This is a genomic window from Sulfitobacter sp. CW3, assembly GCF_019392245.1.
Taxonomy (GTDB): Bacteria; Pseudomonadota; Alphaproteobacteria; order Rhodobacterales; family Rhodobacteraceae; genus Sulfitobacter.
Genome location: NZ_JAHXRL010000002.1, coordinates 562,407 through 584,098, shown reverse-complemented (window position 1 = coordinate 584,098; position 21,692 = coordinate 562,407). Strand labels below are relative to the sequence as shown.

20 protein-coding genes and 1 riboswitch are annotated in these 21,692 nt (G+C 57.6%); of the genes, 12 read left to right on the top strand and 8 right to left on the bottom strand.

Translation table 11 applies throughout. From position 1 onward, the window contains the following. Positions 1 to 105 precede the first annotated feature (105 nt). From KZZ06_RS06260 to ade, 4 genes are all read right to left on the bottom strand, one after another. Positions 106 to 975: a DMT family transporter gene (locus KZZ06_RS06260; protein WP_219579174.1), complete on the bottom strand. Its 870-nt coding sequence runs from the start codon at positions 973 to 975 to the stop codon at positions 106 to 108. A 132-nt stretch (positions 976 to 1,107) separates the two neighbouring features. Continuing rightward, a complete protein-coding gene (locus tag KZZ06_RS06255; RefSeq protein WP_175498591.1) occupies positions 1,108 to 1,398 on the bottom strand; it encodes an HU family DNA-binding protein in 291 nt (96 codons plus the stop codon). A 128-nt stretch (positions 1,399 to 1,526) separates the two neighbouring features. Further along, entirely contained in the window at positions 1,527 to 2,990 is a 1,464-nt protein-coding gene (locus KZZ06_RS06250; RefSeq protein ID WP_219579173.1) for an AMP nucleosidase, read from the bottom strand. Beyond that, positions 2,987 to 4,789, bottom strand: a complete 1,803-nt coding sequence (ade, locus tag KZZ06_RS06245) for an adenine deaminase (protein WP_219579172.1) — start codon at positions 4,787 to 4,789, stop codon at positions 2,987 to 2,989. Before ade ends, KZZ06_RS06250 begins: the two co-directional genes overlap by 4 nt. Before the next feature lie 87 nt (positions 4,790 to 4,876). On the opposite strand from ade, the gene KZZ06_RS06240 reads away from it, so the two are divergent. The 7 genes from KZZ06_RS06240 (at position 4,877) to KZZ06_RS06210 (ending at position 12,703) form a co-directional block, all read left to right on the top strand. After that, positions 4,877 to 5,632: a class II aldolase and adducin N-terminal domain-containing protein gene (locus KZZ06_RS06240; protein WP_219579171.1), complete on the top strand. Its 756-nt coding sequence runs from the start codon at positions 4,877 to 4,879 to the stop codon at positions 5,630 to 5,632. A gap of 24 nt (positions 5,633 to 5,656) precedes the next feature. Then, complete coding sequence (locus KZZ06_RS06235; protein WP_219579170.1) at positions 5,657 to 6,817, top strand: acyl-CoA dehydrogenase family protein; 1,161 nt, start codon at positions 5,657 to 5,659, stop codon at positions 6,815 to 6,817. A 291-nt stretch (positions 6,818 to 7,108) separates the two neighbouring features. Further along, on the top strand, positions 7,109 to 9,121 hold the full coding sequence (locus tag KZZ06_RS06230; protein WP_219579169.1) for an acetate--CoA ligase family protein: 2,013 nt from the start codon (positions 7,109 to 7,111) through the stop codon (positions 9,119 to 9,121). Between the two features lie 12 nt (positions 9,122 to 9,133). After that, positions 9,134 to 9,913 (top strand): carnitinyl-CoA dehydratase, encoded by a 780-nt coding sequence (locus KZZ06_RS06225; RefSeq protein ID WP_219579168.1) that lies wholly within the window; start codon positions 9,134 to 9,136, stop codon positions 9,911 to 9,913. Positions 9,914 to 9,983: 70 nt separating this feature from the next. After that, a complete protein-coding gene (locus KZZ06_RS06220; protein WP_219579167.1) occupies positions 9,984 to 11,243 on the top strand; it encodes a glycosyltransferase family 4 protein in 1,260 nt (419 codons plus the stop codon). A gap of 7 nt (positions 11,244 to 11,250) precedes the next feature. Then, positions 11,251 to 12,105, top strand: a complete 855-nt coding sequence (locus KZZ06_RS06215) for an SDR family oxidoreductase (RefSeq protein WP_219579166.1) — start codon at positions 11,251 to 11,253, stop codon at positions 12,103 to 12,105. Between the two features lie 13 nt (positions 12,106 to 12,118). Then, positions 12,119 to 12,703, top strand: a complete 585-nt coding sequence (locus tag KZZ06_RS06210) for an exopolysaccharide biosynthesis protein (RefSeq protein WP_219579165.1) — start codon at positions 12,119 to 12,121, stop codon at positions 12,701 to 12,703. On the opposite strand, the gene KZZ06_RS06205 is transcribed toward KZZ06_RS06210, so the two are convergent. The 3 genes from KZZ06_RS06205 to thiB are packed head-to-tail and all read right to left on the bottom strand — an operon-like array spanning position 12,704 to position 15,892. Beyond that, a complete protein-coding gene (locus KZZ06_RS06205) occupies positions 12,704 to 13,396 on the bottom strand; it encodes an ATP-binding cassette domain-containing protein (RefSeq protein WP_219579164.1) in 693 nt (230 codons plus the stop codon). Further along, positions 13,383 to 14,939, bottom strand: coding sequence for a thiamine/thiamine pyrophosphate ABC transporter permease ThiP (locus tag KZZ06_RS06200; protein WP_219579163.1), 1,557 nt, complete (start codon positions 14,937 to 14,939; stop codon positions 13,383 to 13,385). Before KZZ06_RS06200 ends, KZZ06_RS06205 begins: the two co-directional genes overlap by 14 nt. Continuing rightward, positions 14,915 to 15,892, bottom strand: coding sequence for a thiamine ABC transporter substrate binding subunit (thiB, locus tag KZZ06_RS06195; protein ID WP_219579162.1), 978 nt, complete (start codon positions 15,890 to 15,892; stop codon positions 14,915 to 14,917). Before thiB ends, KZZ06_RS06200 begins: the two co-directional genes overlap by 25 nt. Positions 15,893 to 15,926: 34 nt before the next feature. After that, positions 15,927 to 16,026, bottom strand: a riboswitch (TPP riboswitch). 92 nt (positions 16,027 to 16,118) lie between these two features. Here thiB and aroC point away from each other — a divergent pair. From aroC to KZZ06_RS06180, 3 genes are all read left to right on the top strand, one after another. Then, the gene (aroC, locus tag KZZ06_RS06190) at positions 16,119 to 17,219 is read left to right on the top strand and encodes a chorismate synthase (protein ID WP_219579161.1); all 1,101 of its coding nucleotides are present in this window, start codon (positions 16,119 to 16,121) and stop codon (positions 17,217 to 17,219) included. 103 nt (positions 17,220 to 17,322) lie between these two features. Beyond that, positions 17,323 to 18,300, top strand: coding sequence for a DMT family transporter (locus tag KZZ06_RS06185; protein ID WP_219579160.1), 978 nt, complete (start codon positions 17,323 to 17,325; stop codon positions 18,298 to 18,300). Positions 18,301 to 18,418: 118 nt separating this feature from the next. Beyond that, on the top strand, positions 18,419 to 19,366 hold the full coding sequence (locus KZZ06_RS06180) for a cyclase family protein (RefSeq protein ID WP_219579159.1): 948 nt from the start codon (positions 18,419 to 18,421) through the stop codon (positions 19,364 to 19,366). A 76-nt stretch (positions 19,367 to 19,442) separates the two neighbouring features. Here the strand turns inward: KZZ06_RS06180 and KZZ06_RS06175 are convergent, their stop codons facing one another. Then, positions 19,443 to 20,312, bottom strand: coding sequence for a branched-chain amino acid aminotransferase (locus KZZ06_RS06175; RefSeq protein WP_219579158.1), 870 nt, complete (start codon positions 20,310 to 20,312; stop codon positions 19,443 to 19,445). Positions 20,313 to 20,475: 163 nt separating this feature from the next. Here KZZ06_RS06175 and KZZ06_RS06170 point away from each other — a divergent pair, with 163 nt between their 5' ends. Both KZZ06_RS06170 and KZZ06_RS06165 read left to right on the top strand, forming a co-directional pair. Next, entirely contained in the window at positions 20,476 to 20,988 is a 513-nt protein-coding gene (locus tag KZZ06_RS06170) for a MarR family winged helix-turn-helix transcriptional regulator (protein WP_219579157.1), read from the top strand. Further along, entirely contained in the window at positions 20,985 to 21,686 is a 702-nt protein-coding gene (locus KZZ06_RS06165) for a response regulator (protein ID WP_219579156.1), read from the top strand. The genes KZZ06_RS06170 and KZZ06_RS06165 overlap by 4 nt, the downstream gene beginning before the upstream one ends. The last annotated feature ends 6 nt before the right edge of the window (positions 21,687 to 21,692 follow it).

Here is a 21,692-nt window from a genome sequence, read left to right as displayed (position 1 = left end):
TAACGCACCTTTTCGTGAGGCAGTTTACGCGCACCAGTGCAATTGGGCGGTGGCGGAATTTTCGAAAATTCCGGGCCGTTTTCTTTGAAAGAAAACGAACATCCCTTAAACGGTGCGTTGCCGTGAAGTTTGAACGGCTAGAATGCCAAAGGTGATGATGATGACGCCTAGGATATCGTGCCCACCCAAAGGTTCGCCGAGCAATATACCTGCGATCGCCACGCCGAAAAACGGGTTCAAGAAGTGGAATGTTGCGGCACGCGTTGCGCCAATACGGTTCACCAGCCAGAACCAGACAACAGTTGCCAAAAGGCCCGGTACCAAACACGTATAGGCGAACGCCGCAAAAAGCGGCCAGCTTGGGGTGATATGCGGGGTCTCGAACAACAGCGTAGCAAGCGTGAGCGTCACACAGCCCACCAGCATTTGCAGGCCCACAACCATCATAAAGTTACCACCGGACGTCGCCCCGCGCACCAGCAACGTGGCCGCAGTCAAGGCCAGCACGCTAATCCCGCACAACATCAGGCCCATCATATCAACACCACCGCTGATCCGCGCGCCCATGATGATCGACACCCCGAAAACACCCGCGACCAGACCCGCAATGCCGAGCGGTTTCAGTTTTTCGCCAAGGAACAGCCATGTTGCCAACCCGGCCAAAAGCGGCATGGTCGACGCAATAATCGCGGCCAGTGATGCTTGCACGGTCTGCATCGCGACAAAGTTCAGGCCCAGATACACCGCGTTTTGCAGGATGCCAAAGATGATCGTTGCGCGCCATTGGGCCTTGGTCAGCCGCCATGTTTGGCCCATTGCCAGCGCAATGCCGACCCCCAGCAGCCCCGAGATGAGAAAGCGCGCGGAAAGCGCCATCAGGGGGGAGGCGTCAGCCACGATGATACGGGCCGAGGTAAAGGCCGACGACCACATAAAAGCAAAGGCAAGCCCCGCGAGAATAGCGCGAATATCCATGAGGGGGCCTTTCTGAAACCTTGGTCGGCTGACCTTTTCTTAGATGCGTTTGATGCGCAAGAGCCGGTGCCTTGATGGCATTAAAAAAGGGCCGCCCTAGGGCGACCCTTTTGGATAAACCTGTTGCCAGATTTAGCCGTTAACGCTGTCTTTCAACGCTTTCGCGATGGTCATCTTAACGACCTTGTCCGCTTCTTTCTTGAACTGTTCGCCGGTCGCAGGGTTGCGTACCATGCGCTCTGGACGTTCACGGCAATAGATTTTGCCGATGCCAGGAAGTGTCACAGCGCCGCCGCCGGAGACTTCTTTTGTGATCAAAGCACATACTGCATCAAGTGCAGAGCCAGCCGCTTTTTTGTCTGTGCCCATTTCGTCGGCCAGAGCTGCGACGAGCTGGGTTTTTGTCATTGGTTTTGTAGCCATCTTTTTTTCTCCTTCGTCCGCCCGAATTAGGGCCTCACGGGCAGAATGTAACGGTATGTAGTGTGAGAACACAACGAATAGGTGCTGAAAATGAGCGAAAACGTGCGCTTTTCTGCATTTTTACCCGTTTAAAGGAAGGCGGTTTCTTCAAATGATCGCAGTTTTCGGCTGTGAAGCCTTTCCAGCGGCATATCACGCAGCAGTTCCATGGCGCGAATTCCGATCATCAGATGCCGTGCGACCTGTGTTTTGTAGAACCCTGAGGCCATACCAGGCAGCTTTAGCTCACCATGAAGGGGCTTGTCTGACACACATAGAAGCGTGCCATAGGGCACTCTAAAGCGGTATCCGTTTGCTGCGATTGTGGCGCTTTCCATGTCCAACGCGACGGCACGCGATTGCGACAAACGTTGTACGGGGCCAGATTGATCGCGCAATTCCCAATTGCGGTTGTCGATGGTTGCCACGGTACCTGTGCGCATAATGCGTTTCAGCTCGTACCCCTCAAGCTGGGTCACCTGTTCGACGGCATCTTCCAATGCGATCTGGATTTCGGCCAGCGCCGGGATCGGTACCCAGACGGGCAGGTCATCATCCAACACGTGATCTTCGCGCAGATAGGCGTGGGCCAGCACAAAATCGCCAAGCTGTTGCGTGTTGCGCAGTCCGGCGCAGTGGCCCACCATCAGCCATGCATGCGGGCGCAAGACGGCGATGTGGTCGGTGGCCGTTTTCGCGTTCGACGGGCCGACACCGATGTTGACCAGCGTAATGCCAGAGCCGTTTGCCCGTTTCAGGTGGTAGGTCGGCATTTGCGGTGTTTTACCGGTCCCGGGCAAAGGCGCGTCGCCGTCTGTGATTTCCACATCCCCGGTGGAGACAAAAGACGTATAACCGCTGTCGGGGTCGCGCAGCATGGCGCGGGCATATTCTTCGAATTCGGTCACATAGAACTGATAGTTGGTGAACAGCACGTGGCACTGGAAATGGTCGGGATCGGTCGCCGTGTAATGGGCCAGTCGCGCCAGCGAATAATCAACACGCTGTGCCGTGAAAGGTGCCAAAGCGCCGACACCATTCGAGGGCGTATAAGTGCCGTTTACGATGTCATCGTTGGTGGTGCTTAAATCGGGCACATCGAACACATCCCGCAGGGTGAATTCTGCCGCCCCGTCATGCGGGATCGTAATCGCGGCATCGCCCGAAACCGCAAAATGCACCGGGATCGGTGTGTCCGACACGTCTATGACGACAGGTTGCCCGTGGTTTTCAATCAGTAGGCCGATTTGCTGTGTCAGGTAGTATTTGAACAGTTCGGGGCGGGTGATGGTCGCAGCATAGGTGCCGGGGTTCGACACATGACCAAAAGAAAGCCGCGAATCGACCTGCGCATAGGTTGACGTGGTAAAGCGGATTTCGGGATAGAATGCCCTGATCCGGGTATCCGTTGCGGCCTCATCCATGGCTTTCTGAAAATGTTCTGTCAGAAAACCCGTCGCTTGCTGATAAAGCAAAATCAGCCGCTCGACAGCTTTCTTCGCGTCGGTGAATTGCTCAGCTGGGGGGCTGTCGGGGCTTAGGATACGGGTCATGAATGAGGCTCTAACAAGGGGATAAATTCAAAGCTGCGGACATCAACAAGCCCAAGGTCCGAGATGCGCAATTCTGGGATCACAACAAGGGCAAGCAGGGAATGCTGCATATAGGCGTTGTTCAGGGTGCAGCCGCAGTCGCGCATGGCTTGCATCATGGCTTCGGTCTTTTGCGCGACCTCGGATGCCGGGCTGTCGGACATCAGGCCTGCAATGGGCAGTTCGACCAATGCCAGTTCTTTGCCGTCTTTAAAGATTGTGATGCCGCCGCCGACCTCGCCCAGCCGGTTGGCGGCCATCGCCATGTGATCGGCATCGGTGCCAACGACAATCATGTGGTGGCTGTCATGGGCCACGGTCGATGCCATCGCCATCGGCCCCTCATATCCGAACCCCGAGACAAAGGCATTTACAACAGTCCCCGTTGCACGGTGCCGTTCAACCAGCGCAATCTGGCAAACCTCGCCGGTGGCTTGCACACGCCCGTCGGTCACCGGCAGTTCGAACTTCAGCGCGCGGGTGGGGGCCTGATTTTCGACCACGCCGATCACATTCGCGGTGACCGCATTTGCGCCCTTGGGGGCCGCAATCTCAAAGTCGGACGCATCAAGCGTTTTGCCCATATGCACGGTTTTCCGCGCGGATGTGGGCCAATCGTAATGCGGGCAATCCACCACACATTCGCCCGCTTGCGCCACAATCTGCCCGCGCGCGATCACGGTCTCGATCGGCAAGGTCTTCAGATCAGAAGTCAGGATTACGTCCGCCCGCCGTCCCGGCGTCAGCGACCCGATCTCGCGTTCCAGCCCGAAATGGGTGGCCGTGTTGATCGTCGCCATTTGCAAAGCAACCAGCGGATCACAGCCGCAGTCAATCGCGTGGCGCACGACCCGGTTCATATGCCCGTCATTGACCAAGGTGCCCGAATGGCAGTCATCGGTGCACAGGATCATGTTGCGCGAATCCAGCCCCTTTTCCGTGATCGCGGTGATTTGCGTTTCAACGTCATACCACGCCGATCCCAACCGGATCATCGACCGCATTCCCTGACGCATCCGCGCAATTGCGTCGGCCTCGCAGGTGCCCTCGTGATCATCCGCTGGCCCGCCGGCCACATAGGCGGCAAAGGCTGGCCCCAGATCGGGCGATGCATAATGTCCGCCGACCGTTTTGCCCGCCCGCTGTGTCGCGGCGATCTCGGCCAGCATCTTGGGGTCGCCATTGGTCACGCCGGGGAAATTCATCATCTCGCCCAGACCAATGATACCGGGCCATTCCATCGCCTCGGCGACGTCTTCGGCGGTGATCTCGAACCCTGTTGTTTCCATCCCCGGCGCGGAAGGCGCACAAGATGGCATCTGGGTGAATATGTTGATCGGTTGTAAAAGCGCCTCGTCATGCATCATTCGCACACCTTCAAGGCCCAAAACATTGGCGATCTCATGCGGGTCGGTGAACATTGACGTGGTGCCATGCGGGATCACAGCGCGGGCGAATTCCGCCGGCGTCAACATGCCGCTTTCAATGTGCATGTGCCCGTCACACAGACCCGGGATCATATAGCGCCCCTTGGCGTCGATGATCTGCGTATCCTCGCCTTTGCAATGGCTGGCATCGGGGCCAACAAATGCAATGCGTCCCGCCGCGATGGCAATGTCATGATCGGGCAGAACCTCGCGGGTGTGGACATTGACCCAAACCCCGCCGCTGATAATCATATCCGCCGACGCGCGCCCCGCAGCGACGGATACCAATTGAGCCGCCACATCGGGCCACGAGGGGAAGGGAAAATGTGTCATGCCTGACGTTGACACGAAGATTGCACGAGGTTCAAGGTGATGCGACGCAAGGAACACCGATCGCTCGGGCAAAACAGGGAGACACAGATGACCGTGACGCAAATCCGTCAGAATATGGACCACTGGCAAGAACGCGTGGACATGGCCGCAGCGTTTCGCTGGACAGCGCGCTTGAACATGCACGAAGGGGTCGCGAACCACTTTAGTCTTGCAGTGAATGACGATGGCACCAAGTTTCTGATGAACCCGAACCAGGTGCATTTTAGCAGGGTCAAAGCCAGCGATCTGATCGAGGTGGATGCCAACAACCCCGACACATTGAATGGCCCCGATGCGCCCGATCCCACCGCGTGGGGCTTGCACGGTGGTGTGCATCGCGCCTGTGCCCACGCACGATGCGTAATGCATGTGCATTCGATCCACGCGACGGTGCTGGCCAGCTTGCAAGACAGCCGCCTACCGCCGATCGATCAAAACTGCTGCACGTTTTTCAACCGCGTCGTGATTGACGAAGATTACGGCGGATTGGCGTTTGAGGATGAAGGCGCGCGCTGTGCCGCATTGCTGACCGATCCCAAGCAAAAAGTGATGGTCATGGGCAGTCACGGGGTGCTGGTGATCGGCGATACCGTGGCTGATACTTTCAACCGGCTGTTCTATTTTGAACGCGCCGCCGAGACATATATTCGGGCCCTGCAAACCGGCATGCCCTTGCGGCGCATCCCTGACGATATCGCAGAAAAAACCGCGCAAGAGCTGGAAAACTACCCCGAACAAGACGCCCGCCATCTGGCAGAGCTCAAGGCAATTTTGAACGAAGAAGGATCAAACTATGCGCATTAACTGTGGTATCTCGGGAGACCAGCAATGAATTACGGTCTGTCCGAAGAAAACCTGATGATAGCCGACACCGTGCGCAGCTTTGTTGAAAAAGAGATTTACCCCCACGAGACACTGGTCGAACAAACCGGTGAAGTTCCCCAGGAAATCGCAGATGAGATCAAGCGCAAGACGATCGAGCTGGGGTTTTATGCCTGCAACTTTCCCGAAAGCGTCGGTTGCGCTGGGCTGAACCATCTTGAGTTCGCATTGGTCGAGCGCGAGTTGGGGCGGGGTTCCATGGCGCTGAACCACTTTTTCGGACGGCCGCAGAACATCCTGATGGCCTGCGAGGGCGAACAGATCGACCGCTATCTGATGCCTGCCGTGCGCGGCGAACGCATGGATGCGCTCGCGATGACCGAACCGGGTGCCGGATCGGATGTGCGCGGTATGAAATGCGTAGCACGGCGTGATGGTGGCGATTGGGTGGTGAACGGGACCAAGCATTTTATCTCGGGCGCGGACCATGCCGATTTCATCATCGTCTTCATCGCGACAGGCGAAGATATGACCCCCAAAGGTCCGAAAAAACGGATCACCGCCTTTCTGGTGGACCGCGGCACGCCGGGCTTTACGATCCGCGACGGGTACAAGTCGGTCAGCCACCGTGGCTACAAGAACATGATTCTGGAATTCGACGATTGCCGCCTGCCGGATGCGCAGGTGTTGGGCGAAGTCGATAGCGGGTTCGACGTGATGAACACGTGGCTTTATGCCACCCGCATCACGGTTGCGACAATGTCGGTGGGGCGGGCACGCAGGGTGTTCGACTATGCAATGGATTATGCAGCGACACGCGAACAGTTCGGCCAGAAGATCGGCAAGTTCCAAGGGGTGAGTTTCCAGCTGGCCGATATGATTACCGAAATTGACGCGGCTGATCTGCTGACGCTTGCCGCTGCGGACCGCTTGGACAAAGGTCTGCCTGCAAACCGTGAGATCGCAAGCGCCAAGCTTTATGCGTCGGAGATGCTGGCCCGTGTGACGGACGCAACGCTGCAATTGCACGGCGGTATGGGGTTGATGGACGATTACCCGATTGAACGCTTCTGGCGTGATGCAAGAGTAGAACGGATTTGGGACGGTACCAGCGAAATCCAGCGCCACATTATTAGTCGCGAGATGTTGCGTGCGCTGGGAGCCTAACGTTCCGCTGCCTTTCGGCATCGGTCGGGAAGGGGGGCCAGCCCCCCTGGGCTTGCGCCCATCCCCCTGGGATATTTTTAAGCCAGAGAATGCGGAAGTGGCTGCGGCGTTTAAGCCTTTGTTCAGCATAAGGGGGATAGTTTTTCTGGGCGGTACAGGCGGGGACGCCGATGGCCGTAGCCGGAGAAGCCCCCTATCTGCGATAACGGATGGGGGGCGGACCCGTATTCTCTGGCTTTTAAATATCCTCGCCGAAGGCATAAAAACTCTTTTGATGCGGGGCGGCATGTGATGCGCAACCTTGATAGATTGTTGCGGCCAAAATCGATTGTTTTGATCGGTGGTGGCGCGTGGGGCGCGCAGGTTATCCGGCAATCGCAACGAATGGGATTTCAGGGCGCGCTGTATATTGTGCATCCAAAAGGGGTGCGCATAGAGGGTATCCAGGCCTTTCGTTCGTTGGCTGAATTGCCTGAGGTCCCAGACGCTGCTTTCATCGGTGTGAACAGGCGTGCCACGGTGGACGTGGTCGCCGAGTTATCGGCCATGGGGGCGGGTGGTGCCGTGTGTTTTGCATCGGGGTTCTCGGAAGCGGAAGCCGAGGATGATACCGCCACTGCGCTGCAGGCACAGTTGGTAGCAGCGGCCGGGGGTATGCCGATTTTGGGGCCCAATTGTTATGGTTTTATCAATGCCTTGGATGGCGCGCTTTTGTGGCCGGATCAGCACGGTTGCGCGCCTGTGGACAGCGGCGTCGCGATTCTAACCCAATCTTCCAACATCGCGATCAATCTAACGATGCAGCAGCGCGGGTTGCCGATTGCTTATATGGTGACCTGTGGAAACATGGCCCAGACCAAGCAGGCTGAGATTGCTTTGGCTTTGCTGGATGATCCCCGTGTCACGGCCATTGGCCTGCACATCGAGGGGTTTTCGGACACGCATGCGTGGAACAGGCTCGCCATTGCGGCGGCAGAAAAGGGCATCCCGTTGGTGGCGCTTAAGGTGGGCGTATCGGATCAGGCCCAACGTGCAACCGTGTCGCATACGGCCTCCCTTGCTGGGGGGGATGCGGGGGCCGCGGCCTTGTTGCGTCGGTTGGGAATTGCCAGGCTGCGTGATTTGCCAAGTTTTCTTGAGGCGCTGAAAGTTCTTCATGTCAACGGGCGGCTGGACGTGTCTTTGCTATCGTCGATCAGTTGTTCCGGAGGAGAGGCGAGTTTGGCTGCTGATACCGCGCATGGCCGTGCGGTGTCATTTCCAGCCTTGAACGAGGGCCAAAAGCGCGCGTTGCGCTATGCGCTTGGCCCCATGGTCGCGCTGTCCAACCCGTTGGACTACAACACCTATGTCTGGCGCGATGTTGAGAAAATGACAGCGGCGTGGCTGCCTATGGCTGCGGAACATATCGGTCTGACATTGGTGATCGTTGATTATCCTCATACGGATGCGGAGGATTGGGAATGTGCGACGCAGGCGGCGCTGAACCTTCAAGCGCAGTCGGGGCGGCCCGTTGCTGTCGTGGCGACGTTGCCAGAGTTGATGCCTCATGATGTCATGGAGCGGCTGATCGCCGGGGGTGTCACCCCGATCTGCGGTCTGAGCGAAGCAATCGCGGCGGCAGAAGCGGCGGCGTTCAATGTGTCGCCGGATCCCGTGCCGCCCTTACAACCCGGTGCCGACCGCGCCGCGCAGTTGATATCCGAATCTGTAGCAAAAGAAATGCTTGGGGAATTCGGCCTTAGGGTGCCAAAGGGATACGCCGCAAACTCGGCTGCTGAAGCTGGTATTATCGCCGAGAAAATTGGCGGCTTGGTCGTGCTGAAGGGGCAAGGGTTGGCACATAAGTCCGAGGCCGGTGCCGTGGTTGTGGGGCTTTCCCCCGACGCAGTTGAAGCCCGGGCCAATGAGATGCCCACCGACAGTTTTCTGGTGGAAGAGATGGTGGGAAGCCCGGTCGCAGAGCTGCTGATCGGTGTGACGCGTGACCCTGCCCATGGGTTCTTATTGACCATAGGCGCAGGCGGTGTGTTGACCGAGCTTTGGCAAGATACCGTTTCGATGCTGTTGCCAGTGGAGCCTGCGCAGATACAAGACGCGCTGCAAAATCTGCGCATTGCGCCTTTGCTGAACGGGTATCGGGGCAAGCCTGGGGCTGATCTGGGCGCGATTACCAAAGCGATCATGTCGGTTCAGGCCTATGTGATTGCGCATCAAGGTGCGATCAGCGAGGTTGAGGTTAACCCGTTGATCTGCGGCACTGATAGCGCCATTGCTGTCGATGCCCTGATCCGCCGTACCTAAAAGGAACATGTCATGAGTGTTGTGAAAACCGAAACCGATGGAAGCATTCTGCTGGTTACTTTGGACCGGCCCAAAGCGAATGCAATTGATCTGGAAACATCGCGACTGATGGGCGAGGCATTTCGCGATTTCCGCGATCACCCTGATCTGCGCGTGGCGATCATCACAGGGGCAGGGGGTAAGTTTTTCTGCCCCGGATGGGACTTGAAAGCCGCCGCTGGTGGTGACGCGGTGGATGATGATTATGGCGTGGGCGGCTTTGGCGGATTGCAGGAATTGCGCGGTATGAACAAGCCGGTGATCGCCGCGGTAAATGGCATCGCCTGCGGCGGCGGACTTGAGCTGGCGCTGAGCGCGGATATGATTTTAGCAGCGGATCACGCGACTTTTGCGCTGCCTGAAATCCGGTCGGGCACGGTGGCTGACGCCGCGAGTGTTAAGCTGCCCAAGCGTATTCCCTATCACATCGCGATGGAGCTATTGCTGACCGGCCGTTGGTTTGACGCCCCAGAGGCGAAAGGCTGGGGCCTTGTGAATGAAATCGTGCCTGCCGACCAGTTGATGGACCGGGCATGGGAGCTGGCGCGGCTTTTGGCGTCTGGCCCGCCTTTGGTCTATGCCGCGATCAAGGAAATCGTGCGCGATGCCGAGGATTCCAAGTTTCAGGATGCCATGAACCGGATCACAGGGCGGCAACTGGAAACGGTAGATACGCTTTATGCGTCTGACGATCAGCTGGAAGGGGCCCGAGCCTTTGCCGAGAAACGCGACCCCGTTTGGAAGGGCAAGTAGCGGCAGTGTTTGCAATGCGCGGTTGGCTTGGGCTATCTGAAATCGCAGCGGTCTCTTTCGGGCGAAACTTATGAAGATCATGTTTGTTCACCAGAATATGCCCGGCCAGTATCGCGAGTTGGTGCAATGGCTGGCGGATACGGGCGAACACCAGATCTATTTTCTGACGCAGCGCCAACCGCCGCCCAGCTTTGACGGGGTCGCGTCGCGTATTTACAAACCTCATCATAAGCCTGCCGAAAATGCCTATGGTCTGTCCAAAAATTGGGAAGAATGCGCAGGTAATGGTTTAGGTGCCGCACGCGCGGCGCGCCGGATTGAAAAAACCGAAGGGTTCAAGCCTGATATCGTGATCGGTCATGTGGGCTGGGGCGAGCTGACATTTTTCAAAGACGTTTGGCCGGATGTCCCGATCATCGGTTTCTTTGAATATTTTTACAGCGACAAGGGTGGCCCTGTCGGGTTCGATCCAGAGGACCCGGTGTCCGAGGATACCGCATTTTTGCTGCGGGCACGCAATGCCGTGCCATTGACGAATATCGAAACCGTCGATCTGGGGCTTAGCCCGACCTATTGGCAGCGCGATCGTTTCCCAAAAAGCTTTCACGACAAGCTATATGTTTGCCACGATGGCATTCGCACGGATCGATTAAAGCCGAACCCAAAGGTGACACTAAAGCTGGGTCGCTTGAATCATGAGTTGACCCGCGACGACGAGATCGTGACCTATATCGCCCGCAATCTGGAACGGACACGCGGGTTTCATGTCTTTATGCGCGCGCTTCCTAAAATTCTGAAAGAACGCCCAAATGCGCGGGTTTTGGTGTTGGGCGGCAATGACACGTCCTATGGCGGAAAAAGCAAACACCCCGGTGGGCTGCGCGCCGAGATGGAGGCCGAGGTCGGCAAAGACATCGATTGGAGCCGCGTGCATTTTTTGGGCAAGCTGCCGTATGCTGAATACCAGAAGGTCGTTCAGATCAGCCGCTGCCACATCTATCTGACGATGCCCTTTGTACTGTCGTGGTCATTGCTTGAATCCATGTCGATGGAGGCGACGATTGTCGCGTCCGACGTGGCACCGGTACGCGAGGCGATTACCCATGGCGAAACCGGTTTGCTGTGTGACTTTTTCAAGCCCCAAGCGCTGGCGGATCAGGTGATTGATGTCTTGGCGCACCCTAAGAAATACGACCATCTTGGGCCAGCTGCACGCAAGCATGTGGTTGAAAATTATGATTTTACGACCAAATGCCTGCCCGAACATATCGCGCAGATCAACGCCTTGGTCGGCAAAGAAAAGCGGATAAAGCTGCCGCTGGGAATGTGATAGTTTGATGAAAAAAACACTTTTATCGATTGGCCACGGCTATAGCGCGCGCGCCTTGGCGGAACGACTGGTGCCGCAAGGGTGGCGCATCGTTGGGACCACCCGCAGCGCCGATAAGGCGGATCAAATCGCCGCGACCGGGGTCGAACCTGTGGTCTGGCCGGGCACTGATCTGGCGGCGCTGGTGGGCGCGTTTCCCAACATTCTTGTGTCTGCAGGGCCGGGGCCGGACAGCGATCCGGTATTGAACGAGGTGAACGATGATATCACCCGCGCTGCGCCCAACCTGCGGTGGCTTGGCTATCTGTCGACTACCGGCGTGTATGGCGATCACGGCGGCGGCTGGGTGGATGAAACCACGCCGCTCAGCCCCTCGACCAGACGCGGACAGGCGCGGGTTGATGCCGAAGCGCGGTGGCAGGCTATTCCTGATCTTCCGCTGCATGTTTTCCGGCTGGCGGGGATTTATGGCCCCGGGCGTGGCCCCTTTGCCAAGGTGCGCGCGGGGACTGCGCGGCGGATCATCAAAGACGGTCAGGTGTTTTCACGCATCCATGTGGATGACATCGCCCAAGCGTTAGAGTTGTCGCTGCGCAGCCCTGCCCCCGGCGCGATCTATAACCTATGCGACGATGATCCGGCCCCGCCCCAAGATGTGATCGCCTACGCGGCCGAACTGCTGGGGGTCCCGATCCCGCCCGCCACCGCGATTGATGACGCCGAGATGACCCCAATGGCGCGCAGTTTTTATGCCGAAAGCAAAAAGGTTCGGAACGACCTGATCAAGCAGGCGTTGGGTTGGACGCCTAGATACCCGACCTATCGTGCCGGGTTGAACGCGATGCTTGCCTTGGAAGGCTGATCTTGAGGGTCTGATGCTGACTGCGACCGACAACAGTTTGAATTACCTGCTGGACGGGATGCAAAGCGCCGCCGAGCAGGATAACGTCACGCTGCGCGATGTGCTGGAAGAGTTCGGCGATCGGTCGATCACCCCGTTTATTTTGCTGGCATCGGTCCTGCTGGTGTCACCTCTGTCAGGCGTGATCGGCGTGTCGACCTTTATGGCCATCCTGGTGTTTACCCTGTCTGCGCAGGCGCTTTTGGGGCGCAAGCGGCTATGGTTGCCGGAGTTCCTGCTGAACAAGCAGATGAAATCAGCGCATTTGCACAGCGTTGTGGGATGGCTGCGCAAGCCGTCTTCGTTTTTTGACCGTCATTCAGGCAAACGTTTGCAGTTTATGACGACGGGGCCGATGCGCGTACTCACGTTGGCGATGTGCACGATCCTGCCCATCGGGTGGCCCTTTTTGGAGTTTGTGCCGTTTGCCTCGTCATCCGGCGGGGCCACTGTGGCACTGTTCGCCTTTGGGCTTTTTACGCGGGACGGGCTTTATGTTCTGTTGGGCTATCTTGCGATGCTTGGTGTCGCGGTGGCGTTCTATCTGGTGTTTTTCTGACTATCCCAGATAGCTGCGCAGTTCTGCGGGCGGGTTCTCCATCAACGCCTTGGCAGGTTGTGGGGCATGCGCGATGCCGCCTGCGACAAATATAACCTCGTCCGCGATGCGGGCCACGTCTTTCGGGTCGTGGGTGACCATGATCAGCGACGCGTTCGTTTCTGTAACCAGCTCTTGAACCAGATCCAGCATCTCGGTTCGCAATGCAGGCCCAAGTGCGGCAAAGGGTTCATCAAGCAACACCAGCGGCCGCGCCTGAACCAATACACGTGCAAGCGCGGCACGGCTTTGCTGTCCGCCGGATAGCGATCCGGGTTTTCGATCTGCCATATCCCCGAGCCCAACCCGTGACAGCGCGCGCTCTACATCTGCCTTTTCGCTTGCTGTCAGTCGCATATCACGGCGCAAGCCAAGCCCGACATTCTGCAAGATGCTTAGGTGGGGGAACAGGTTGTTGTCCTGAAATAGCATCGTCATCGGCCTTGCGCCGGGGGCATCATCGGTGATGTCGCGCCCTTGCCATGTCAATCGGCCCTCGGTGATGGGGATAAACCCGCACAGCGCACCCAGCAGCGTTGATTTGCCTGCGCCGGACGGTCCTATGACCGCATATTTCTTTTGCGCTTCAATCGACATATCGGCCCGCACTGAAAATGTGCCTTGGGTGATAAGCACCTGTTCAAGCTTGAGCATGGCCGCGTCCTGCCTTGTCGAAAATCCAAAAAATGCCCAGCGAGAGCGCCAAAAGAATAAGCGCGGCCCCTGCTGCGGCCTCCATCTGGTAGCTGCCCATAAGACGGTACATCTGCAATGGCAACGTGGTGTGGTCTTGATCCGCGAATAGGGCGATCACGCCAAGATCCCCCATGGAAAGCGCGCCGGTCAGCCCCATCGCAAAGCCAATCTGCGGACGCAGCCGGGGAAAGACGACCCAACGCCAAAACGGCCAACCTTGGAGAGACAACGCTTGGGACAGGCGTCCATAGACCTGCACCGTGTCGCGTAGTGGCGGAACAAGGATACGCAGCACAAAAGGCAGGGCCATAAGCGCATTCACCAACGCCGTCACGGGAAGGGCAAATAACACAGGGTCCGTGATGGGGTGGATCAGGATAAACCAGCCGGTGCCGACCATGAGGGGGGAGGCCGCTATGCCGAACAGGCCGATGGCCTCGACGCTGCCGCGTTTGGCGGTGGCGATCCAACCCGCCATCGGCAACGCCAGCATCAGCAATACCGCCACACTGCACAGGGCAACGCCGACCGATGTAACGGCCGACTGCCAGACGCTTGCCGGCGTCACCATCAACCCGGCCAGACCCTGCGTGATGATTGCGCCAAAGGGCAGCAGCAAAAACAGTGCGCCAATCGTGATGGCGATACCGTCCATCAGTCGCTGAACCCCGCCCCGTGCATCCCAACGTTGACGGGCTCGATCTTGGCCACCGCCCATGCTGACACTGGGTATAATCCACAGGGCAAGGAACGCGGCACTGCCAGCCAGAACAAGCTGCACCAAGGACAACAAGGCGGCGCGGCTTAGGTCAAAATCAAACCGGAATGCCTGATAGATTGCCAGCTCGATGGTCGTGGCGCGCGGGCCGCCGCCAAGGGTCAGCGCCACGGCAAAGCTGGTCAGGCACATGACAAAGATTAACGCAGCCGTTCCGGGTAAAATCTGGCGCAGCATCGGCCATTCGATGCTTTGGAAAACGGCATGCGGTGTCAGATCAAGCTGGGCCGCCAAACGAAACCGTTCGGCGGGCAGCGTCTGCCACGCTTGCAACAACAGACGCGTCGCAAGCGGCAGGTTAAAAAACACATGTGCCAGTACAACCCCGTGCAGCCCATAAATTGATATCGTGGGAAGGTTCACGCCAGCGAGCGCCATGTTCAGCCAACCAGCACGCCCGAATACCGTCAACAGGCCCAGAACCGCGACAATAACCGGCAAGATGAACGGCGCGCCAAGCAAGGTCACCAACAGGCCACGCCCAGTAAACCGTCTGCGCGCCAAAGCACGCGCAACAGGAACGGCAAGCAGGGTCGAGATGCCCGCAGATAACGCCGCTTGGACGACAGTAAAGTGGATTGCAGACCATTCAGCGGGGCCTAGGCCGCTGCCGTACTCTGCGCGAGACAATACCGCCCAAAGTGCAGCAAGGATCAGCAAGACCACCAAAGTGGCCGCGCTGATCCCGGTATTTTTACTTATTGCGAAAGCGCGGAAAGCCATTCGGCCAGCGCCTCTTTTCGAAGTGCGGGAACGGCTTCGTTCGGAATCAAAAGCGCCTTTTCAGGTTCGATGGATTGATCAAACGCGGCGGGCAATCCGTCTTTTGGCATGATCGCAGGATACATCCAGTTCGTTGTTGGCAACACAGATTGCGCGGCATCCGACACCATGAATTCCATGAACGCGCCGGCCAGATCGCTTTGATCACTGTTCGCCAATTTGCCGACAACTTCGACCTGCATGTAATGACCTTCGTCAAAAGGGGCCGCGACCTTTGTCTCATCTTCCTCGGCGATGATGTGGTAGGCGGGCGATGTGGTATAGCTTAGCACCATATCGGCTTCGCCCTCAAGGAACAGACCGTAGGCCTCGGACCAGCCTTTGGTGACGGTGACGATATTGTCGGCCAGCCCTGCCCATATTGCCGGGGCTTCGTTTCCATATGCCTCTTTGATCCACATCAGCAGACCCAAGCCCGGGGTGGATGACCGCGGGTCCTGGATGATAATCTTGATATCGCTTTCGCCGAGTTCGCGAAAATTGTGGGGTGGTGTCAGATCAGTGCTATGGACAAAGGCGAAGTAGCCCCAATCATAGGGGACAAAGCTTTCGTCGTTCCATGCGATGGGCAGATCATAGTCGGCGGTTACGTCGGTCGGCGCAAACAGACCGGTTTGCTTGGCCGCAGCGATTAGACTGGTATCCAGCCCCAGCACGATATCCGCGTCGGATCTTGCGCCCTCAAGCTTGAGCCGGGCCAGCAACGCGGGACCATCGCCCATGCCGACAAATTTCAGATCGCAGGCGCAGGTTTCCTCGAACGCCTTTTCGATCACCGGGCCGGGGCCCCAATCGGAAATAAAACTGTCGTAGGTATAGACCACCAGTTCAGGGGTGTCGGCATAGGCCGATGTGGCAAGAAAAGTTGTGGCAGCAAGTGTAAGATACTTCATGGCATCCTCCAAAATGCGGCGTCAGAAAGCGTTGGAGTGATGTCCAGACCTTCCCTCCGCCGGTGTTAACCGGTTCAGGTTCTACGGGTCAGCTTTCGCAATCTCAGCACAACAGTGCCCCCCGAGGTACCCAAAGACGTAGGAGGCTTGTGCGCCCTTGGCAAGCCAAAACCCCTTGAGGCACGCGCCCACCCCCGTTAATGCGGAGGGCAAAGGAGCATCCAATATGTCGATCAACAGCTTTGGCCATCTTTTCCGTGTGACCACTTGGGGCGAAAGCCATGGACCTGCTTTGGGTGCCACCGTCGATGGTTGCCCGCCCGGCGTGCCGGTTGACGCGGCGATGATCCAGCAATGGATGGACAAGCGTAAGCCCGGCCAGAACAAATACACCACCCAGCGGCGCGAGGCCGACGAGGTGCGCATTCTGTCGGGCGTATTCGAAGGGGTCACAACCGGGACGCCGATCCAGTTGATGATCGAAAACACCGATCAACGGTCAAAAGACTACGGTGATATCAAGGACAAGTTCCGCCCCGGTCATGCCGACATCACCTATTTCCAGAAATACGGCATTCGCGATTATCGCGGCGGTGGCCGGTCTTCGGCGCGGGAAACGGCGTCGCGCGTGGCCGCAGGCGGCTTGGCCCGCGAGGCGATCAAGGCGATTGCCCCGAATGTGCAGATCACCGGCTATATGGTGCAGATGGGCCCTCACAAGATTGACCGCGATGCGTTTGATTGGGGTCAGATTGAACAGAACCCGTTTTGGGTGCCCGACGCCAAAGCGGCGGCGGATTGGGCCGGCTATCTGGACGGTTTGCGCAAGTCCGGATCGTCGGTCGGCGCGATCATCGAATTAACAGCGCGGGGCGTTCCCGCTGGCATTGGTGCGCCGGTTTACGGCAAGCTTGATACCGATCTGGCCGCCGCAATGATGAGCATCAACGCAGTTAAAGGCGTGGAAATCGGCGAAGGCATGTCCGCCGCGATGTTGACGGGCGAATTGAACGCCGACGAGATCAGCATGGGCCCGGATGGGCCTGTTTATTCGTCGAACCATGCAGGTGGTATCTTGGGTGGGATCAGCACGGGGCAGGATATTGTCGTGCGGTTTGCAGTCAAACCGACGTCGAGCATCCTGACCACGCGCAAGACAATCACGAAATCAGGCGAAAATACCGAGATTATTACCAAAGGCCGCCATGATCCCTGCGTCGGTATCCGCGCAGTTCCAGTAGGCGAAGCGATGATGGCCTGCGTCTTGCTGGATCACATGCTGCTGCACCGCGGGCAGGTTGGCGAAAATCAGGGCCACATCGGCTAAGCTGGCCGAAAAATTCAAATTTTTCGTATCGGAATTTTCGAAAATTCCGATACGCCGCTCGCGAGGTCTTGCACTTTGATCCGCAGGGGCGCAAGCATCGCGCATGGCAGCTACGATGACTGAACACCGCCCGGGTCGGGCCATTGCCCTCAAACTGGGGGCGGTCTTTTTATTCACGGTCATGTCGGCCATCATCAAGACCGCAACCGAGACCGTCCCAGCCGCGCAGGCTGTGTTTTTCAGATCGTTCTTTGCATTTCCGATTATCATTTTGTGGCTCTGGCAGCAGGGCGATCTGCGCCATGGGTTGCAGCCGTCAAATCTGATGGGGCATGTTTGGCGCGGTGTGTTTGGCACAACGGCCATGGGGTTGACCTTTGGCGGGCTTAGTTTGTTGCCGTTGCCCGAAGTCACGGCAATCGGTTACGCGACCCCCTTGTTCACCGTTGTTTTCGCGGCGATTTTTCTGGGCGAACGTGTGCGGCTGTTTCGGCTGTCTGCGGTTGTCGTCGGATTGGTGGGTGTTTTGATCGTGCTGTTCCCACGCTTTACCGTTGGCGGCGATACAGTTTCACAGATGGCCACGATGGGCGCGCTGATGGTTTTGGGGGCGTCGATCATGCGCGGGTTGGTGCAAATCCACGTCCGCCGATTGGTGCAAACGGACAGCACCGCAGCAATCGTGTTTTTCTTTTCTCTCACCGCGACGGTGCTTTCATTTCTCACTTTGCCTTTGGGGCTGGTCTTGGATTGGGGGCCCTTGGTGTGGGTCGCGCCCGGGCTTGGGGTCTGCGCATTGTTGATTGTTGCCGGGCTGATTGGTGGGGTGGCCCAGATTATGATTACCGCCTCGTACCGGTTTGGGCCTGTCTCTATGCTGGCTCCGTTTGATTATGCGTCGATGATTTTTGCGACCATCATCGGGTGGCTGGTCTTTAGCGAAGTACCAACGCCTGCCATCCTGATCGGTGCCGGTTTGGTGATGACCGGCGGTGTGCTGATCATCTGGCGGGAACGCCAGCTGGGGCTGGATCGGTCAAAAGCCAAGGCAAGCAGCCCGCCGCCAGGCACCCCCAGCTAGGCCACCCGACGTTGCGTTATACGCGCTTGGGTGGAAATCATGCTAGCCTGATCCTCTGGACGTGCGGAATCATCTCTCAAAGAAGGGTCCGCATTCATTTTCTGGGAGGAGAAGAACCATGACTTTGAGATCAATTATTATTGCAACGATTGCCTGCGGTTTTGCGGCCAGTAGCGCAGTTGCGCAGGATTGCGCGCCCTCGAAATGGGGCGCTGAGGATCAGATCGGATCGGCGAACCTGATAAGTGCCGAGCGGACGTTGGAGGCGTCAAAGCTGATCAAACGCGGTAAATCCATGCCGCTTGGAATCGTGATCGGCCCCGATACTCCGGCCTTTCCACCGCGGTCACTGAATCTGCAGATCGTGCAGCCAAACCAGCAAGGCGGGCAAAAGCTGTCGGCCTTCGGGTATGAGGGGAATTACAACGACGACATTATCCAGACATGGATCGGCATCGGGTCGCAGCTGGATGGTTTGGGTCACTTGGGTGAAAACGGCCAATACTATAACTGTCTGGACGAAAAAGAGATTTCAGCGATTGGCGGGCTGACTAAACTGGGGACCCACGCCGTGCCGCCGCTTGTTGCCCGTGCCGTGATCGTCGATATGGCCAAACATTTCGGCAAAGACGTGTTGGCCGCTGGCGAGCATTTCGGCGAGGCCGAGATTAAGGCGGCCATGGATGCCCAAGAGATCACGGTGAATGAAGGCGATATCGTCATCTTCCACACTGGTTGGACCGACGGCATGCTGGAAAGCAACCCGGCCGTCTGGGGGTCATCCGAGCCGGGCCTGAACAACGAAGGTGCGGTTTACATGGCGTCGATGAACCCGATGGCCGTGGGTGCCGATACTTGGGGGCTTGAGGCGATCCCAGCCAAAGAGGGCGACAAGATTTTCTATGGCCACGTTACGCTGCTGAAAGACAACGGCATCTATATTCTTGAGACGATGAACACCGGCCCGCTGGTGCGTGACGGCGTGAAGGAGTTCATGTTCGTATTAGGTCAGCCGCTGATCAAAGGCACGGTTCAGGCGATGATTAACCCCGTCGCCTTGTACTAAGTCTTTCGCGAAACGGAAAACGGCGCGGGGATGAACCGCGCCGTTTTTATTTGGTTAAGGTGGGTTGGCACCCACCCTACGTCCGTACCAGCTTTTCGTAGGCTTCCGAGATATCGCGCGTCAGGGCACCGACCTCGAATGTGTAATCCGCGATCTGGCCAACGGGCGTGACCTCGGCGGCGGTGCCGGTTAGCCAGCACTGTTCAAAGCCTTCAAGCTCTTCGGGCATGATGCGACGCTCGTGGACGGTCAGGCCCTTTTCCTTGAGCATCCCGATCACAGTCTGGCGTGTCAGACCGTTCAGGAAGCAGTCTGCCAGCGGTGTGTGCACTTCGCCATCCTTGACGAAAAAGATGTTCGCGCCTGTCGCTTCGGCCACATAGCCGCGGTAATCCATGAACAACGCGTCAGAGCAGCCCTTGGCCTCGGCCGCGTGCTTGGACGTGGTGCAGATCATATACAGACCAGCCGCCTTGGCGTGCACCGGAATCGTCTCGGGCGAGGGGCGCTTCCATTTGGAGATGTCGAGCTTGGCCCCCTTCATCTTGGCGTCGCCGTAATAGTTGCCCCATTCCCAACCGGCAATTGCCAGGCGCACAGGGTTGCGTGCTGCTGATACGCCCATGTCAGGGCCCGCGCCACGCCATGCAACGGCACGCACATAGGCATCTGTCCAACCGTTGGCCTGAAGCATTTCGTATTTGGCGGCTTCGATTTCATCGACGGTATAGGGGATCTCGAAATCCAGATATTGGGCGGATTTGCGCAGACGTTCCGAATGTTCGCGGCCTTTGAAAATCTTGCCGTTATAGCACCGCTCACCTTCGAACACAGACGAGGCATAGTGCATGGCATGGGTCAGAATATGGACATTGGCATCGCGCCAATCGACCATTTTGCCGTCCATCCAGATCTTGCCGTCGCGATCATCATATGCACCGTCCATGGTGAATCCTTCCTTGATGCGTCATCATAATTTACGAATGTTGCGTGAAATGCGCCCGTATCCGACACTTTCTTACGTAAAACCTGGGATTCGTTAGCCTTTGACACTTGGAAAGTCAACAACGCTGACGTAAACTCTGAAGGTGAAGTTGCAGGAGACGACAATGGCAGACGGACGCGGCACATCTTCTCATTCCGGTGAAAACCTGTTGTTTTTGACCGATGAACAGCTGCGGCAGGCGATTGAGGCCATGTTTTTTGCATATCGCGGATTTACGGCAGACCCTGACCGGATATTGGTGGATATGGCCTATGGCCGCGCCCACCACCGCGCTATCCATTTTATTAACCGCGCACCGGGTACAACAGTGAATAACTTGTTAGGGCTGCTGGGTGTTACAAAACAGTCCCTAAATCGTGTGTTGCGCACGTTGATTGCGGATGGTCTGGTAGAAAGCCAAGTGGGGAAATCAGACAAGCGGGAGCGGCATTTGTACTTGACCGAAGCAGGCCGCGCGCTTGAGCAGACATTATCGGACGCGCAGCGGGTGCGAATGCGCAGCGCCTTTCGCGACGCAGGGCCCGAGGCCGTCGCAGGTTTTAGAACTGTGCTTGAAACGATGATGGACCCGGAAATGCGCCATAGTTACCTGCGTCTGAAAGAGAATAGCGGATGAGCAGCATGGATGCGCATCTGCTGATCGTTGACGATGACGAACGTATTCGGACGTTGTTGCAGAAGTTTTTGATGCGGCACGGGTTTTTGGTGACCGCTGCACGGGACGCCGCACATGCGCGGCGTATTCTGGCCGGGCTTGATTTTGATTTGATCGTGCTGGACGTGATGATGCCGGGCGAAGATGGGGTGAGCCTGACCCGGAGTTTGCGCGAAACATTGGCGACGCCGATTTTGCTGCTGACCGCCAAAGGCGAGACGGATAACCGGATAGAGGGCCTTGAGGCGGGCGCGGATGACTATCTGGCAAAGCCGTTCGAGCCAAAGGAATTGCTGCTGCGCATCAATGCAATTTTGCGCCGTATGCCGGATACCAGCGTCTCCGACAGCGCTCCAAAGGTGCTGTCGATGGGGCCGATCCGCTATGACATTGAACGTGGGGAGTTGTGGCAGGGCGATGATCTGGTCCGGCTTACGGCCACAGAAATCCAGCTGATGCGTATTTTTGCAGCGCAACCCGGCGCGGCGCTGAGCCGGTCAAAACTGGTTGAGGAATTGGGTCGCGATCGCGGACAGGCGCAGGAACGCGCAGTTGATGTGCAGATCACCCGGCTGCGGCGCAAGATCGAGGATAATCCGAAGCAACCGCGTTACCTGCAGACTGTGCGCGGTGCGGGTTATATGCTGGCCCCTGATTAATTCAGC

Coding starts and splice junctions, on each gene's coding strand:
- KZZ06_RS06260 (WP_219579174.1), bottom strand. CDS start 975: ATGGATATTCGCGCTATTCTCGCGGGGCTTGCCTTTGCTTTTATGTGG.
- KZZ06_RS06255 (WP_175498591.1), bottom strand. CDS start 1,398: ATGGCTACAAAACCAATGACAAAAACCCAGCTCGTCGCAGCTCTGGCC.
- KZZ06_RS06250 (WP_219579173.1), bottom strand. CDS start 2,990: ATGACCCGTATCCTAAGCCCCGACAGCCCCCCAGCTGAGCAATTCACC.
- ade (WP_219579172.1), bottom strand. CDS start 4,789: ATGACACATTTTCCCTTCCCCTCGTGGCCCGATGTGGCGGCTCAATTG.
- KZZ06_RS06240 (WP_219579171.1), top strand. CDS start 4,877: ATGACCGTGACGCAAATCCGTCAGAATATGGACCACTGGCAAGAACGC.
- KZZ06_RS06235 (WP_219579170.1), top strand. CDS start 5,657: ATGAATTACGGTCTGTCCGAAGAAAACCTGATGATAGCCGACACCGTG.
- KZZ06_RS06230 (WP_219579169.1), top strand. CDS start 7,109: ATGCGCAACCTTGATAGATTGTTGCGGCCAAAATCGATTGTTTTGATC.
- KZZ06_RS06225 (WP_219579168.1), top strand. CDS start 9,134: ATGAGTGTTGTGAAAACCGAAACCGATGGAAGCATTCTGCTGGTTACT.
- KZZ06_RS06220 (WP_219579167.1), top strand. CDS start 9,984: ATGAAGATCATGTTTGTTCACCAGAATATGCCCGGCCAGTATCGCGAG.
- KZZ06_RS06215 (WP_219579166.1), top strand. CDS start 11,251: ATGAAAAAAACACTTTTATCGATTGGCCACGGCTATAGCGCGCGCGCC.
- KZZ06_RS06210 (WP_219579165.1), top strand. CDS start 12,119: ATGCTGACTGCGACCGACAACAGTTTGAATTACCTGCTGGACGGGATG.
- KZZ06_RS06205 (WP_219579164.1), bottom strand. CDS start 13,396: ATGCTCAAGCTTGAACAGGTGCTTATCACCCAAGGCACATTTTCAGTG.
- KZZ06_RS06200 (WP_219579163.1), bottom strand. CDS start 14,939: ATGGCTTTCCGCGCTTTCGCAATAAGTAAAAATACCGGGATCAGCGCG.
- thiB (WP_219579162.1), bottom strand. CDS start 15,892: ATGAAGTATCTTACACTTGCTGCCACAACTTTTCTTGCCACATCGGCC.
- aroC (WP_219579161.1), top strand. CDS start 16,119: ATGTCGATCAACAGCTTTGGCCATCTTTTCCGTGTGACCACTTGGGGC.
- KZZ06_RS06185 (WP_219579160.1), top strand. CDS start 17,323: ATGGCAGCTACGATGACTGAACACCGCCCGGGTCGGGCCATTGCCCTC.
- KZZ06_RS06180 (WP_219579159.1), top strand. CDS start 18,419: ATGACTTTGAGATCAATTATTATTGCAACGATTGCCTGCGGTTTTGCG.
- KZZ06_RS06175 (WP_219579158.1), bottom strand. CDS start 20,312: ATGGACGGTGCATATGATGATCGCGACGGCAAGATCTGGATGGACGGC.
- KZZ06_RS06170 (WP_219579157.1), top strand. CDS start 20,476: ATGGCAGACGGACGCGGCACATCTTCTCATTCCGGTGAAAACCTGTTG.
- KZZ06_RS06165 (WP_219579156.1), top strand. CDS start 20,985: ATGAGCAGCATGGATGCGCATCTGCTGATCGTTGACGATGACGAACGT.